The sequence below is a fragment of the Trichocoleus sp. DQ-U1 genome (assembly GCF_039961925.1).
Classification (GTDB): Bacteria; Cyanobacteriota; Cyanobacteriia; order Cyanobacteriales; family FACHB-T130; genus FACHB-T130.
In genome coordinates, this window is sequence record NZ_JAMPKB010000035.1 from 1 (window position 1) to 16,191 (window position 16,191).

A 16,191-nucleotide genomic window follows, 5' to 3' on the forward strand; every position below is an offset into this window, starting at 1 on the left:
TTGATGATGTCTACTTTCTTTATAAATTCTTTTGAGAATCCTTTGAGTTTCTCGGCTTAAATCTCTAATAAATCTCATAAGTCTCTTGTTTTCTTGACTTTTGTTTTAGCTTATTCTACTTTTTATTATGTGTAATTTATTTTACATAAGCACTTAAATTAATTTTATTAGAATTAAAAAAAAGTTGTTGATTATAAAGATTAGCTAGACTGATCTTGAAGAATACGGCGTCTTTGAATAAGCCCAGTCATTTTGGCAGCAAGAGCCTCTATTTGGTAATAAACAGGATGGGGTAAGAAGCAGAGCAAATAGGCAGCTGCTAAGGTCATCAGCGTGCGGCGGGGCTGCTCCAAAAGGATGCGCCAGTGAGCAGCCAAGGCTCGGTGCATTAGCTGCACAGCCATTGAGCCTGCTTTTAAACGGACTGCACTTCTCGCTAAATATCGCAGTTGATATGCTTTAGTGGGGTTTTCCCATTCAGCAATTAATTCTGGAGCGTAGGAGCGTGTTTTTTCAATTACCCTTTCGAGAGCTTCTAATTGCTTCAGCAAACTAGCTGAAAGACCCCCTGCGTTTACCCGATACAGTGTCAGCGCTTCAGGAATGCCCTCAATTTGCCAGTTGGTTTGAAGGAGGATGCGAAGCCAGCATTCTATATCCTCTGCCTGACGAAAGTTATCATCAAAATAAAAATCTTCAACAGTCCCGTAAAGATTATCTTGAAATTTAATCGCTTCAAATACCTCTCGCCGAACTACGGGAGCAGAACCATTTCCGACTGGATTGTCGCGAAGTAAATCGGGTGGTGTAATGTCCTTGAACTTGGGCATCAGATAGGTACCCAAGGAATTTCCCGTTTCATCAACAAAAGCAGAGCGACTAAAACTAATCCCTACCGTTGAGGAATTATCTAAATGTTCGAGATGTTTCTCTAATTTTTCCGGTAGCCAAAGGTCATCGCCATCTAAAAAAGCTAAATAGTCGCCATGAGCATGGCGGATTCCGGTGTTTCTTGCTCCAGCGAGTCCTCTATTTTTCTGGCTAACGATTTTAATTCTAGGGTCTATATACTGCTGGCAAATTTCTACAGTTCTATCGGGAGAGCCGTCATCAACTACAATAATTTCAAAATTTTTGTATGTTTGAGCTAGAACCGATTCAATTGCAGCACCTATATACTTTTCTACTCCGTAGGCTGGAATAATAACCGAAAATTTTTTCATGAAAAGTACCATTTTCTTTAAGTTGCTTGAAAAATTCTTTCGTCAAGCATATCTAATACTTTGCTGTCCCGGTTCATGTCAAATTTTCTAGCAAAGTAATATTTATCTTTAATTAAATTTGGAAAATCTTCAGATGTGAGGATGCGGGGATGACCGTGTCGGCTGTTCTCCCAATCAATATAGCGCATATTGCGGGGATAAAAATTAAACAAACCACTATTTAATAAGATGGTTTGCATAAAAGATTCATCGGGAAGGCGAACTTTCTTGTAGTAGTTCACCAAATCAGGATTGGCAGAGCAAAAATCATGAATGTATTGAATGCATTGTCTAGAAATTGTTTTAAAGTAAGAGCCTCCATAGCATACAAATTTGTCATTAAATGGAGCTGAAGCGGCCCGTTGCCCGATGATGAGTCCATAGGAAGAATCAATCCGCACAAAAGGCTGAACATTATTAATAAGAACTCGAAAAGGTTTGAATAAGGCTCTTTGCCACTTGGCTAATTCTATACCTGACCACCAGTATTGATAGAAGTAGCGATCGCGCCCATCTTTAGCTCCCCAAGTACACTTATCAGAAAGCACATTAAAATAATCAAAAAATCCATCGTACTCGGTTGCAGCCAGAAAATTCTCAAATTTTGAGAGCGATTGAGTCGGATAGTCTTGACCTGTAAGATTAGCTAGCCAATCAAATTGAATATTCTGGGTTAAAATCCAGTCAATAACATCCAAATAAGCTTGGGTTATCGAGAAATCGCCTCTTCCAACTTTCTTAGCTCTTAGTACTTTAACATTCGGTAAACTCTCGAAGAGTTCTACATCTATTTGACTAGCATTAAAGTTATGACTCATCACTATATAAGAGTCATTACTGGACTTTTTAATAACTTTAACCAGCCGATAAATTTGCTCCGGATTGGTATGGGTTTGGATCAGGTAGACAACCCTCATATTCTGCAACCTATTTTGATGGCGAGCGGGTGTTTATAAAAAAGGTTCTATCATTATGCCAATTGACGGGAACGATCTTGAAGAATGCGTCGTTTTTGGGCGGCTCCTGTCATTTTTAAGGCAAAACTTTCTATCTGGCGGTAGAGAGGACGTGGCAGTAGCCACAGCGAATAGGCAGCTCCCAACGTCAAAAGTGTCCGCCGGGGTTCGTCAAGAATCATGCGCCAGTGGGTAGATAAGGCGCGGTGAGCCATGTCTACAGCGGTTGGGGCAGCTTTCAGCCGGACTGCCCACCGGGCTAATTTCCGCAACTCGTAGGCTTTAGCTGGGTTTCCATACTGAGCAATCAAATCTGGAGCATAGGAGCGGGTTTTTTCCAGCACCTTTTCCAAGTCTTCTAACTGCTTGAGCAGATTTGCTGAAGCCCCTCCGGAATTAACTCGGTACAGCGTCAAAGCTTCAGGAATGCCTTCGATTTGCCAATTAGTCTTTAAGGAAATGCGAAGCCAGCATTCGACATCTTCAAAATGTCGCAATCTTTCATCGAAATAACAATCTTTTGCAGTACCCTGAGGAGCATCTTGAAACTTAATAGCTTCAAAAACCTCTCGCCGAATCACCGGAACTGAGCCATTTCCAATCGGGTTACGGCAGAGGATCAAGGGTGGAGCAATATCCTTGAGTTTAGGCATTTGATAGATACCTAATGGCTGCCCCGCTTCGTCAATAAAAGCAGAGCGGCTAAAGCTAAGCCCGACAGTTGGTGAATTTTCTAGATGCTCAATATGTTTTTCCAGCTTTTCTGGCAGCCACAAATCGTCTCCATCTAAAAAAGCCAGATATGCTCCTTGAGACTGGCGAATTCCTGTATTTCGAGCGGCGCAAACCCCGCTATTATGCTGGCGAATAATCTGAATTCGAGGATCTGTGAATTGCTGACAAATTTCTACACTTTGATCGGGAGAACCATCATCAATAATTAGAAGTTCAAAATGTTTATAGGTTTGGTCTAAAACTGATTGCACTGTAGCAGCTATATATTTTTCGACTCCATAAACCGGAATTATGACAGAAATTTTTTTCATTTTGATTTTTAAAAATTGTGAAAAATTAATATTTGCTACAGCCAGCACTTCCTTGTGATTAACTGCCCCCTTACTCTGACTGACTTATAGTAGGAACATCCTTTGTCATGGACGTACTGGGACGCAAATTACCAAATTTACGGGCTATGGCAGAAACTAAACGACGCGGTTTATGAATCAACAAATTATAAAAGGTGAGTGACAGCCGCTTCTGGTAGGACTTTGGTGCAAGACGAAACGAAACATCTTGAGCGTTTGTGTTACAAAGTTCCCTAGGTATTTCAGCGGAGGCAGTTTCTTTAAATGCTTCTGTTAGTTGAGTAGCTAAATTAGGAAAACCTAACTTTTCTGCCATTTCTACGATCAGATGACCGTCATAATTAATGTATTGTTGATGTTTGAAATCTCCACAATAAACAATGCCAAAATCTAAGTATTCCTCTAGCTCATTGGCTAAGCGCACCAAAAGAATATCGCGATCAAGCGGATCGAGCGTATCAATGCGGTGAAAAATATCGGGAATCGTCTTTTTATTCCAGGACAGCGTTGCATATCTAGCAAGATACTCCTCAATCTCTTTGCCAACAACACGTTTTACCTGTTCGCGTTTGGCATTAGAAATGCCTTTTTTCCCGTTTCCAAAGTCACCATGAGTATAGGTAGCATGAAGCAGACCTGTTGCTACTATCTTTGCAGGTACATGAAGAGAAACCAGGATACTAGCAGTGCTGACTAGATGGGCAATAAACGTCTTACCTGAGGCTCGAAAAGCACCTGTGAACAGCTGCATTGTCAGCTGATAAGCATCACGGATGCGGTTAATATCGTTGCTTGAGTAGCCTTCTGCACGTAGCTGGTTGAAGAGTTGAATGTTTGTTTGAGCAAAAGAGTGCATAATTTTGCTTTTGATTGGAATGCTTCATTTTTGTTGCACTTGGCTTAGGCGAAGTCCATTGATTTTGTCTAAGTCAAGTGCATTTAAAAAAATTAACAATCATTGAACGGCTTAGGCAAAACGTCTCTCTGAAGAAGGAAAACCCAAACAACATTTCAATTTCAACAGGAGCGTTCCTGAAAAAGCGGGGAATCGCTTAACACAGAACAAGTTTAGTAATAGCATCCACTTTTCCAAGGTAGGAGTACGACTAAAAAAGTCTGTGGATTGCTTTCGAGTTCCCCACTTGTTTTCTGGATGAAGACTTAGGTTTTGGCTGTGCAAGGGTATTTATCGTCGAAGCGATCGCACCTTCTTTTGGCACCTTCGTTTCGTCGTTCTACACCCTTACACGCCAACCTAACGGGACGATGCCGTCACTGTAGGCTTCTTCTCCGGTATTGCAGGCATCTGAGGTTGTAGCCCTTTCGCTTGCAGGCGAGCCTGACGATTCGTGAGATAACGGTTAAACACCTTATCTAGAGGACGCAACACTTTTGCCACCCCGCCCCCAGCAAGACCTAAAGTCAGGCGGCTACCAATTGGGTTCAGGATTGTCACGTATCGCCGCCATCCCAAGCGCTTGTAGCGATATTTGAAGTACCCGTCCTCGTCCAAATTCCATTTATCGCGCAAGCGATGCAAGCTATTGAGTTCCCAAGCGTCGCTCCAACGCAGCATATAGAAGAGCATATCTGACGGCTTCAGGGGCGGGCCTGGAACATAAGTGACAAGACACGCAGGCTCAAAGTAAACGCTACCACCCGCCTCAACGACTGTCATGCAGAAATCGAGGTGTTCTTTAGTATTGAACATTTGTTCATCGAGCAAGCCGACTTTCTCAAAGATTTCAGTGCGAACCAGTACGCAATGGAATTCTGCTAGTTCGGTTTGTTGACGTTTGAGCTTGGGTCGCACCTCCGCTACTTTCTGACCTTGCTTGTACATTTTCTCGCGGAGACGCCGTCTGGGGTTTTCGCCGACTTTTTCCAGCCAAATGTGGGCTTCTCCACCGGCAAAATGGACAATTTCGTGTACCGGAGTGCCTTGGCAGGTCAGGGGACCCACTACGGTAGCGTTTGTCTCTTCAGCGCACTGAACTAAGCTTTCCAACCAGTCTGGGCTGACGATCACATCGTTATCGATAAAGACGAGATACTTGGTTGTAACCTGACTCAGACCGAGGTTTCTGGCGCGGTTTGGAGTGAGGTAGTGATCGGTGCGAATGATTTGAAATCCTTTTTCACTCGCTTGCTGTTGCAAATAACGCTGAATGTGAGCGGGTGAACCCCCATCTACGTAAACTAACTTGAATGGGACTGATGTATGTTCGTAAATGCTTTCCAGCGACTCGCGGGCGCAGCTGAAACGTTCGCGGGGTGAAACAACAATCGTAACTTGGGGATCTAACATCAGGAACTCCTCGCTAAAGACTAAACAATTTATCGGCTGTTTTGTTTGCTATGCATCAACTCAGCTAGATAGGGAAAAAACTTGTTTGTGTTTAAAGTCTGTACTGTGTAGTTGCCCGGTGTCGCTTGGGCAGGTCTGTTTTACACAGGCAAAGACTGGAGATTGTGGTAAGACCAGTAAGCTCCCTGCTGGGCAAGCAACTCGTCATGCCCTCCCTGTTCGATAATTCGACCTTTCTCCATTACCACAATTTTGTCGGCATTCCGGACAGTAGCCAAACGGTGGGCAATCACAATTACAGTCCGGTTTGTTCGCAAACGTTCCAGTGCTTCTTGCACTAACTGTTCTGACTGCGAATCTAAGGCGCTGGTGGCTTCATCGAGAATCATGATTTCCGGGTCGCGCAGCATTGCCCTAGCAATTGAAATGCGTTGTCGTTGTCCTCCGGAAAGCCTAACGCCCCTATCTCCTACCACTGTGTCGTATTGGTTGGGCAACTGACAGATAAATTCGTGGGCATTGGCAAGGCGGGCTGCCTCAATCACCTTTTCTCTGTCCATTCCCTCTAAACCGTAGGCAATGTTATCCAGAAGTGAGGCATTAAAGATGTAGGTGTCTTGGCTAACGACTCCGATGTGCTGGCGTAGCGAGACAACATCGTAGTTTCGGATATCTTGACCGTCGATCTCGATTACACCGTCGGTCACTTCGTAGAAACGGGTAACGAGAGATGCCACAGTGGATTTCCCGGCTCCAGAAGCGCCAACCAGCGCCACAGTTTTGCCACGAGGAATTTCTAGATCCAAACCGTTGAGGACGTAAGATCTGCCGCTGTAGGCAAATTTTACATTTTGGAAAAGAATGCGATCGCGCAACCCTGTAAATTTCTGGTTTCCATTAGGAAGCGGATATTTCTCTGGTAACGAGAGCGCCTCCGTGACTTTCGTTAACGCTGGCAGAGACTCTTGGACAGAACCCCTCGCTGCATTCACCTTTTTCAGTACCGGAACAATTCTAATCAGAACCAGCATGAATATCAGCAGCTCTGCGGTCGTCAGCAGACCCTTGGAGATAAACAAAGTGTAGCTACCGACTAGAACTACCATCGCCGCCGCCAAAGTCGCTAACTCTGTCAGCGGGTCGATGATGTTTAGCTTCTTAGCTAGCCCGATGTTCGCCTCCATATAATTGCTACTGATCTTATTGAAGCGGTTCAGTTCAAAATCCTCCGCACCATAAGATTTAACGATGCGAACACCGCCTAACGTATCTAAAGCCATCGCGTTCAGAGTGCGTTTAGCAGTGACAACTAAACCCCCCGATGTCTTAATCTTTTTCAAGAAATAACTGAGCCATAAAGCAACGCCTGTAATCAAAAATGTCGTTAGAACCGTCATTTTCCACGACACGATCACCAACGTTCCCAGATAGGCGATTAAAATCAGCAGGTTGGTCAAGCCATAAAAGAAGTTAGTCAACAGCTTGTTTGTTTCCATCACCTCTGTATGTAAGGTGCTGGTTACTTTACCCATCTGCACATTATCAAAAAATTCAATGGGCGAATATAAATAGGTTTGATACAGCCGTTTCCTCAAGCGTTTGATGACGGCTTCCCGATAAATGGAAGTCAAGACTTGGGAAATGTAGTAGAAATACCCTTTTAAAATTAAAGAACCCATGAGGACTAAGGCAAACAAGCTAATGAGCGTTCCTTTACCTTGCTGCGCTAGCCAACTATTCAACCCTTCCGTTAAAGCCATTTGAGGAAGAAGCGTTCCACCTCCTTCATTCAAAATTACTTTTAGGAAAGGAATCATCAATCCGATTCCTACACTATCTAGAATAGAAGACAAAATCATTGTCACTAAACCTAGATAGAGAGTTTTCTTCTGCACCTCCAAAATCAGAGAGGTCAGTTTATCGAATTTTCCAATTCGCTTCATTAAGCCCAATTTTAATTTTGCTTTAGCCTCACGCAACCTTGTTTCTCGTCCGAGTGTCTGACTTCGACTCATAGTGTCTACCGCTACTGAACCTTTGAACAGCCAATCGTTGATTGCTAATTCCAGGCTAAATTTTCTTGCCGGAGCGCTTTTTCCTGATGTTTCACTGTGCTTACGCTTGCTCTTAAATTATTTTGCTCGTAGGAAACACAGTGTTAGCTTTGTTCACTTTCTCTAGTAAATGTTACCAGACTTTTTGCTATAAAAGCATCGAAAAAACACGATTTCCCCTATTTTTAATGTGAAGTTTTAGTGAAGTTGCAATTAATATAAAATCCTTACTTGAAGTTTTTATTTTTTAACTCATTCAATCAGAAAATTATTCGGTTTATATCATGTTTTTTCTAGAAAAATATACTTCTAATGGCAGATTTTAACCTGCCAAATGCAATTTTAACGGTTGAACTCTATCTAATGGTAGATTTCTACTAACCGCTCGTTCAACTTGTTAAAGTCGTAATGCGCTTCTACGTAGGCGCGACCGGAGCGACCCATTTCAGGCCAAACTTCCGGATGTTCAAATAAATAGCCCAACTTTTCAGCCAGAGTATCGGCATCTCGTTCGGGAACCAAAAAACCAGAAATCCCATCTTCAATCAGTTCTGGAATGCCACCGTGTTGCGTTCCTATCACGGGTAAACCCATTGCCATTGCTTCTTTTAATACGTTTACGGGGGCATCTTGATCGCCGTTCTTCGCTGTCACGCAGGGGGCGATAAATATATGGGAGTTGTCAAGAATTTCAATGAGTTCCTGCTGCTGCTTGTGACCCAGCAATTTTACTTTGTCACTAACGTCCAGCTCATCAATGAGTTGCTGCAAACTTTCCTTTAATGGCCCATCCCCAACGATGTTGTACTCGATGTTGGGGTATGCCTTAGCCAACTTGGCAATGGCACGAATTCCATACTCAATCCCTTTTTTTTCGACAAGGCGACCTGTGGTGACAATTCCAATGCGACCATCAGCGGGTAGATGACGTGTGGTAAACACAAACTTGCTACAATCGATGCCCGAACGAAGGACGATGATTTTCTTCTCATCGCAACCTAGCTTAATCAGGCGACGTTTGAAATAATCGCAGTTAGAAAGAAAAAGGTCTCCTGTGGCGAATAAGGGATTATAAACGTCTTCACCGAATTCCTGAATATGCTGGCTAATATCGAAACCGCGAAATGAGGTAATTAATTTTCCGTGGGGCGCACCAATCAGCCGAAATGACATCCCGATGAATCCTAAAGGGCCAAATTGACAATGGATGATGTCGTATTCTTTTTTGCCCAATAATGAGACTGCTGCATATAGTAACCTCAATGAAGCAGCTTCTTTGCCATACTTAAAAACATTAAGCGATCGCAGTAATAGGGCTGGGTCTTTGTAGCTGTTCGCGAATAGCAACCCCAAGCCTTTTAGCCCGCGAATCGCAATATTAGATGGCATTTGGATATAGTAGGTACGATTCAGGAGTTGGTACTTTTCTACTGCTGGATGCACCTTGGAAGTATCTCCGAGTTGGTCAGAATAGATATCAACTTCGTGACCCCGATCGATTAAACCAGCGATTTGGTTTAAGATAAAGGTTTCTGACAAAACCGGAAATCGACCAACAATCATCGCGACTTTCACAACAATTTTACCCCTATAACTTGACTTTTCTATTTACTAAATACCCTATCAGGTAATTAGCAGTTTCTCGTATATTTCAGCTAAATAGTCGTTTAGCTGCCCAATTTCATAGTGCTTTTCCACGTATGCACGACCAGCCGCACCCATTTCGGGCCAGACCTCTGGGTGGGCGATTAGGTAGCCTAATTTTTCTGTCAAAGCATCGACATCTCGTTCTGTAACTAGGAACCCTGAAACCCCATCTTCGACTAGCTCAGGGATACCACTATGGTAAGTGCTGGCAACTGGCAAACCCATTGCCATTGCTTCTTTTAAAACATTAGGAATTCCTTCTTGATTATTATCCTTACTGGTTACGCAGGGAGCCACAAAAATGTGGGAATCGTTGAGAATTTGCACGACTTCGTGCTGTTGTTTCCAACCCAAGAGATTTACTATATTTCCAACATCTAGCTCTTGAATCAGTTGCTGCAAGTCTGGCTTTAAAGAGCCATCACCAATGATATTGTATTCAAGATCGAGGTTCATTTTTGTCAAGTTAGCAATAGCGCGAATACCATATTCAATCCCTTTTTTTTCAATTAGGCGACCTGTTGAAACAATCCGCACTTTACCATCGGGATGCGGATAGCGTGTCTTAAAGGAAAACCGATTACAATCGATTCCTGAGCGGAGTACAATAATTTTTTTTTCATTGCAGCCCAGACTAATCAATTTATTTTTAAAATGGTTACAAATGGGCAGGAAACAGTCTCCTTTTTCAAATAGCTTTTTATAGATATCGTCACCATATTGACTGAGATACATAGTGAGGTCAGAACCTCGAAATGAGATAATTACTTTAGCTCTAGAGGCAGCAATTGTCCTAAAGTACATCCCTAAGAATCCTAAGGGTCCAAACTGGCAATGGATTATATCGTATGGCTTATTTGATAGAAATGGGAGTAACGAGAATGTTGTATACAGCATCCTCAATGAAGCCGCTTCTTTGCCATACTTAAAAACATTAAGCGATCGCGCAAAAGCAACAGGATTTTTATGGAAATTTGCGAATAGCAGCCCAATCGCTTTAATTACGTAAATTAAATGATTCGCTGGTCTTTGCTCCGGAACATAGTAGGTGCGATCAAGAAGTTGATATCTTTCCACATCTGGGTGGATTTTGGCAGTATCGCCCGGTTGCTGGGCGTAAATTTCAATCTCTTGTCCTCGCTCAATCAACCCCACGATCTGATTTAAGATGAACGTCTCTGATACAGTAGGAAATTTACCAACAATAAAAGCGATTCTCATCGTAAATTTCACCTAATATCCGATACTCTGCTGTCATCATCCTGGACGGTTAAGCATCAAGAGCCTTTAGGTCGTTTGAACTGTTTTAGTACAGACAGGTAAAGCTCCTTGGTATTGAATACATAGAACATCAAGATTAAATAGGTCAAAGCCATTACCGCCAAACTGACAATGACTGTAGCCCAAACGGTTAAAGTTGGCGCGATCGCTAACTTAACCCCAAAAGCGATCGCTCCTGCGATTAGAGATGCCAGCAAAGGATGCTTCATTGCTTCTAATAAATTGAGCATGGTGATAGACGTGCCGCGCGTTGCATAGTACATACAAGGCAATGTCTGCAATAGCTTGGCAATTGAATAACTTAAAGCAACACCGCGTGCGCCGTAAGGTAATCCAAAGAAAAAAGAAATCACTAAGAAGCTGGAAGAAAATACTCCCCACTTGAACATCTGAGCTGTCCTTCCTGAAGAAATGTAGAGCCAGCCAGAGGTATTCGTAAGTGGTTGAACGAGTGCAGATATACCAAGAAGCTTGAAGATTGTACCAGCCTCTCCCCATTGGGAGCCAAGTATCAGCTCGACCAATTCTTCGGAGACAATCATCATAAATAGGACGATGGGCGTCGTCAAAAATCCGATCAGCGATAGTCCTTTTAAATAGTGGTTGCGAAATTGCTGTGGCTCAGAATGCAATCGGCTCAGACCGGGAACGGCAACAGCGGTAATGGGGGAATTGATTTGTTGCAAAGGAAGCATCATTAAGCTGTATGCTTTCGCGTACACACCTAGAGCCTCAGCACCCCACACCCGTCCGATTAAAATATTGTCCAGGTTTCGGGCGCAGTAGTTAAGGACGCTAAAACCAGTGAGGTTGCCACCAAAAGCCAGCATAGAACGGACGCCTGAGCGTTGAGCCGGTAAGCCAGGACGCCAACCACACATTACCCAAACTCCTACAGCCGTGACGATTGCCGTAGTCAGTGACATAAATACCAGCGACCAGTATCCAGCCCCATACAAAGCCGAAATAATCGCGATCGCTACCCCCAGCACGATGGAGACGATCTCAATTGCAGCGAGAGCGGTAAAGCGCATCTGTCGCCGAAGCAAGGCTTGGTGCTGGACGCTCAACCCACCAAATATAAATGCACTGGCAGAAACGATCGCAATCCAGGTCAGGCGCGGCTCACCATAAAACCAAGCGATCGCCGGTGCCATAACCGCAGTCAATAGCATCAGCAAGAGGCTCATCCCCACATTCACCCAAAACAGGGTGCTGACTTGCTTGTGGTTGATTTCGGCTCTTTGGATCGTCGCCGTTGACAGACCCATGTCATTGAAGAGAAACACAATACCCGTCACGCTAGTCACCATCCCAATTAGACCGTAGTCTTGAGGTGAGAGTAGACGAGCTAGCACAACCGTCGATCCCATTTGAAGTACAAATTTGCACCCCTGACTCACCATCGTGACTGCACCGCCACGAACCGAGCGACCTTTTAAATCAGCCTTCAGATGGTCAGTCTGAAAGTGCTGAGTTTGGTCAGGCTCAGATAGAATCTTTTTCTCTAATCTTGACAAATTGATACCTCTTATAAAACTCTTTGAAGCGACTAATTTAAAAATTGCTAATTATTTCTGATATTTATAGAAGGATTTAAACCCTTCTTCTAAATTTCCTTGCTTTGGTCGGTTTTCAAACTAAATTCAGGGCGTCTCCTTACCGATATTTGCTAAATTTTTACTCCAGCGTTGATATCTAAAATCACGAAATTTAGTAGATATCTGCCGAAAATAGTTAGCGAATTTAGGGGAAAGCGATCGCATCACCAGCCATTTCAGCAGTAAGCGCTGAGCGCTGCTATTTAGGAGCATTTTTGGATACAAACGAACTGCCGTTTTTAGTTTGTAACCCGCTTGCTTAACTGCATCAGGATCTGCTTTACGAGTTAAATACAGATCGGCGAGGTGCTGATAAACATTTGCTAAACTCTGGTTCTTGAGAGATTGCAACTCTGATGGCGCTGTTTGAAAAGCCTTTTCAAGCGCCATCAGATTATATTTTTCCCTAACCTCTATCTTGGAAGAAATTGAGCCAGGTACTTGACGATAAAAAATTTGATGTTGAGGAACTAGAACGTAAGACCACTTAGCTGCTAACCTGAGCCAGTAATCCCAATCATGAGTAGATTTCAGTTCTGGGTCGAGTTCCCCAACGGACTCAATTGCTTGCTTACGAATCAGTGGAATTGAACCACAAACTAAGAAATTGCTGACTAATAATTGTGGATAAACATTTCCTTCAAAATATACGGGTTGCTGCACATATAAAAGTTTTCCTTTTTCATCTATAAAAGAAGTCCAGCTATAAGCTACTCCTGCTTCTGGGTGCTTTTGTAATTCTGCAAGTTGTAGTTCTAGCTTGTCTGGGGTCCATAAATCATCTGCATCGATAAAGGCAATAAATTCACCTTTAGCGTGAGCTAAACCGCGATTGCGAGCGACTGCGGCTCCGCCATTTTCATAGACAAATACTTTTACCCGTTCATCAACAATTCCTTTAAGCAGTTCTACGCTTTTGTCACTCGATCCGTCATCAACTAAAATTATTTCCAAGTCTGAAAATGTTTGTTGCTGAACAGATTTAACCGTTTCCAAGATTGTTTGTTCAGCATTGTAGACCGGAATTATCACTGATATTACTGGCATTTAGCTTAACCTTTGTAGAAGTCTAATCAAAGAAAATATTATCTTAATTTACCTCAATCATCAGTAAACAGTTTAAAGTTCTGTTTTGACTCTATAACCGTTTTCAGCAATATTGGTTTCAGTGAATAAAAAGCTAGGAAACTTTTCTTTGATGCTAATTCCTAACATAACTAACCCAGGCCAATAAACATAAGCAAGAGCCTCTATATTTTCTCCAAATGTAAACATAAATATTACCAAAATTATACTTAATCCTACTCGTGAAACTCGGCTACTTTGCGACTTGATTACTAAATCTATGAAGCTCCAAGCTAATGGAATGACAAGTGCCGTAAACCCTACGATTCCTTTCGTTACCAGAAGACCAAACCAAGTATTGTGAGAACCGATTGGCTTGAATGTTGCAACAGCAGGTCCTTTAAATTCACCAATTCCATGTCCCCAAATAGGAGCTTCTTTCCAACGTTCTACTGCTAGGCGAGCCAATATATCTCTCACTCTGGAAGAGCCTGCTCTAGCTTGGTAGAACATATCAGAGAAAGCCCTAAATGAATTAATTAGCCAGGAAGAAAACACTCCCATAATAAAACTGGCGATTCCGGCTATGAGCTGTATATAAGGTTTCGTAAAATTTGATAAAGCCCAAGTAGAAAATATGACAAAAGGAAGAGATACAATACCTAAGCGCGAAACCGAACCCACAATCATTGCAACCGCGCCAATCATGCCAATGAATCGCCATTTTTTGTTCGATTCTTGCGCTGCTAGAAAGAAATAGATATTTCCTACCATTCCCAAGGCGGGTGCCCAGGGGGTAAACAATTCAAGACGAACTCCACCTCCTTCCGGATCGAGACCGTAGAGGTTAACACTGTAGTAAGCAAGACCGCTACGTTCTATGATCCGCAAAGGGGAAGTGTAGATATGAGAAGGTAGGTGTAATCTAGACGCTGTATAGCAAACGATCACAGCAATTAAACTTTGCAGACAAAGTATGCAAGCTGCTCTATAAATTATCTGTGGTCGAATTTTTAAACAGCCTGCAAGAGGAAATAACGCTAAGGGAGCATATCTTACAACCCAATTGATTGATGAGTTAAGAATTTTGCCTAATCCTAGATTGAAGTTCATGTGAGCAGCAATTAAAGCCACCTCCATGACTAAGATACAAATAATCCACACCCAGATTGTTGTGGGAATGGTTATTTTCTCCTCAGTGGGCGTATTCTCTGTTTGGTTCCACAGTTTCTTTCCTACACGCCACAAGAAAAACCAAGCTAGTATAGGCACTAAGGTCATTTGTAGCCCAAGAATGTGAATTACATAAATCCAGGTAATGTAATACCAAATCAACTTTTCTTCAAGATTTTGAGGTTTCATTGATATCTGGTTCATGCATCTTGGGTCTAATCAAAACAATATTGTTGCTGCGGTTTATCTCCTGAAATCTGAATCGATTTCCAGTGATTACGGACTGGTATCCAAGTAGGTATGTTTAACTAGCGTAGAAGACCGAGAAATTTTGCGATCGCGCAGCCACAGTAACAGCAGTCCATTGGTACAAAACAAGGAACCTAAGGCTGCACCTAGCAGAACTAATTTCTTATTGGGGGCACTCGCAGAAGTCGGAATTGTAGGCTCTGTAAAGATTTGAAGTTGAGGATAAGAGGAAGATATATTTGACTTGCTCAAATCCAATCTCGCTAAAGTAGAAGAAAAAACTGCTTCGGCAATTTGCACATCCCGCATCAGGTCGGCTAATGAAACCTCTTGCTGTGCTAGTGACTTGAGGCGACTCTCAAGTAGAGCAAGCTGTTGGTTGAGCGATCGCGCTTCTGCTTGGAGTCCTTGTGCCTCTGTCTGCACTGTCACTAACTCTAGGAAAAGAGCATCCCGCGAGGTTCCCGATCCACCACTTTTGCTCAGGTTAAGTTCTTCTAGACTTGCTATCGTAACGGGTCGCTTTAAAAGAGAGCGCCCCTGCCTCAGTAAAGCCGTTTGAGCGGCATTTAGCTTTGCCTGCTGCTGAATTAGAGCAGGATGATCGGGTAAAAACTTTGATTGCAAAGCAACGAAGAGGCTGTTCGCTTCACTATAGTCTTGTAAGTATTGTTGAAATAGGGAGTCGGCTTGAAGAACAAAAGCATCTGCTGCTTGTTTAGCCGATAAATCTAAGCTACTAGATAGTCCTTGCAAACGAGCATTCGCATCTTGCTGTTTAGCTAATACTTCAGCCCGCTGTCGGCGTAGCTGTTCAATATTTTGTGAAAGGTTCGTAAGTTGATCCGTAGAAGTTAAACCCGAACGCGCTTTGTACTCAGATAGGCGTGTTTGCGCTGCTTTTAATTTTTTTTGGGACTCCCCAAGGGTGGATTGTAGCGTTTTATCCTGCTGAGCGGCTTCCTTAATTCTCAGTTCGTTGATTTTTACTTGCAAGGCTTCGTAGAGCGCTAAAGATTTTTTATAAGCTTCTTCGGGAGTCGTTCCTTGAAACTCAAAAGTCATCAGCGTGGTGTTGTCTAATACTTTAGCTCTGGGTTTACCAAAATCTTGCAAGGGCATATTGAGCTTATTAGCAGCAGTCTCCAAGACCGGCTTACTGAGAGCTAGAAATTTATAGTTCTCTCTGGGATCTTGATTCGTACTCATGTAGGGAGAGTCGCTTTTAGAGGAAGCTTGCCCAATCCCTGGCAGGTTGATATTGCTGGCTGAACCGGCTGAGGGTAAACTAAGCGCTAACTCAGTGCTGTAATTGGGTTTGGTAACTTTTATATAATATAAAGCTCCTCCCCAAATAGCTGCATTAGTTAATAGTCCTAAGACTAAGTAACGCATCCAATTTCCTTGAGACCTTGTCGATTTTGGGGAAGATTTAGAAATACTTGCAGAGTCAGTAATAGCCAAATCTTCATGGGGAGAGGTAATCGGGCGTTTCATAGTCAAAGAATTA

At 42.8% G+C, this 16,191-nt stretch carries 12 protein-coding genes; all 12 read right to left on the reverse strand.

The annotated features are described in order from the left end of the window. Window positions 1-200: 200 nt before the first annotated feature. The gene (locus NDI34_RS15920; protein WP_190524542.1) at window positions 201-1,223 is read right to left on the reverse strand and encodes a glycosyltransferase family 2 protein; all 1,023 of its coding nucleotides are present in this window, start codon (window positions 1,221-1,223) and stop codon (window positions 201-203) included. 17 nt (window positions 1,224-1,240) lie between these two features. Beyond that, window positions 1,241-2,179 (reverse strand): beta-1,6-N-acetylglucosaminyltransferase, encoded by a 939-nt coding sequence (locus NDI34_RS15925; RefSeq protein ID WP_190430089.1) that lies wholly within the window; start codon window positions 2,177-2,179, stop codon window positions 1,241-1,243. Between the two features lie 53 nt (window positions 2,180-2,232). Beyond that, window positions 2,233-3,264, reverse strand: a complete 1,032-nt coding sequence (locus NDI34_RS15930) for a glycosyltransferase family 2 protein (RefSeq protein ID WP_190986844.1) — start codon at window positions 3,262-3,264, stop codon at window positions 2,233-2,235. A 70-nt stretch (window positions 3,265-3,334) separates the two neighbouring features. Beyond that, window positions 3,335-4,159 (reverse strand): DUF6817 domain-containing protein, encoded by an 825-nt coding sequence (locus NDI34_RS15935; RefSeq protein WP_190536388.1) that lies wholly within the window; start codon window positions 4,157-4,159, stop codon window positions 3,335-3,337. 399 nt (window positions 4,160-4,558) lie between these two features. Continuing rightward, window positions 4,559-5,611, reverse strand: coding sequence for a glycosyltransferase (locus NDI34_RS15940; RefSeq protein WP_190524551.1), 1,053 nt, complete (start codon window positions 5,609-5,611; stop codon window positions 4,559-4,561). Between the two features lie 140 nt (window positions 5,612-5,751). Continuing rightward, window positions 5,752-7,626 carry an ABC transporter ATP-binding protein gene (locus NDI34_RS15945; RefSeq protein ID WP_190411171.1) on the reverse strand — a complete coding sequence of 625 codons (1,875 nt, stop codon included), beginning with the start codon at window positions 7,624-7,626 and terminating at the stop codon, window positions 5,752-5,754. A 399-nt stretch (window positions 7,627-8,025) separates the two neighbouring features. After that, window positions 8,026-9,240 (reverse strand): glycosyltransferase, encoded by a 1,215-nt coding sequence (locus NDI34_RS15950; protein ID WP_190411170.1) that lies wholly within the window; start codon window positions 9,238-9,240, stop codon window positions 8,026-8,028. A 48-nt stretch (window positions 9,241-9,288) separates the two neighbouring features. Next, complete coding sequence (locus NDI34_RS15955; protein ID WP_348233140.1) at window positions 9,289-10,533, reverse strand: glycosyltransferase; 1,245 nt, start codon at window positions 10,531-10,533, stop codon at window positions 9,289-9,291. Window positions 10,534-10,589: 56 nt separating this feature from the next. Next, the gene (locus tag NDI34_RS15960) at window positions 10,590-12,113 is read right to left on the reverse strand and encodes an MOP flippase family protein (protein WP_348233141.1); all 1,524 of its coding nucleotides are present in this window, start codon (window positions 12,111-12,113) and stop codon (window positions 10,590-10,592) included. Window positions 12,114-12,239: 126 nt separating this feature from the next. Beyond that, window positions 12,240-13,241, reverse strand: a complete 1,002-nt coding sequence (locus tag NDI34_RS15965) for a glycosyltransferase family A protein (RefSeq protein WP_348233142.1) — start codon at window positions 13,239-13,241, stop codon at window positions 12,240-12,242. Between the two features lie 72 nt (window positions 13,242-13,313). Further along, window positions 13,314-14,621, reverse strand: a complete 1,308-nt coding sequence (locus tag NDI34_RS15970) for an O-antigen ligase family protein (protein ID WP_348233143.1) — start codon at window positions 14,619-14,621, stop codon at window positions 13,314-13,316. A gap of 87 nt (window positions 14,622-14,708) precedes the next feature. Further along, window positions 14,709-16,178 (reverse strand): hypothetical protein, encoded by a 1,470-nt coding sequence (locus tag NDI34_RS15975; protein WP_199304754.1) that lies wholly within the window; start codon window positions 16,176-16,178, stop codon window positions 14,709-14,711. Window positions 16,179-16,191: the final 13 nt, after the last annotated feature.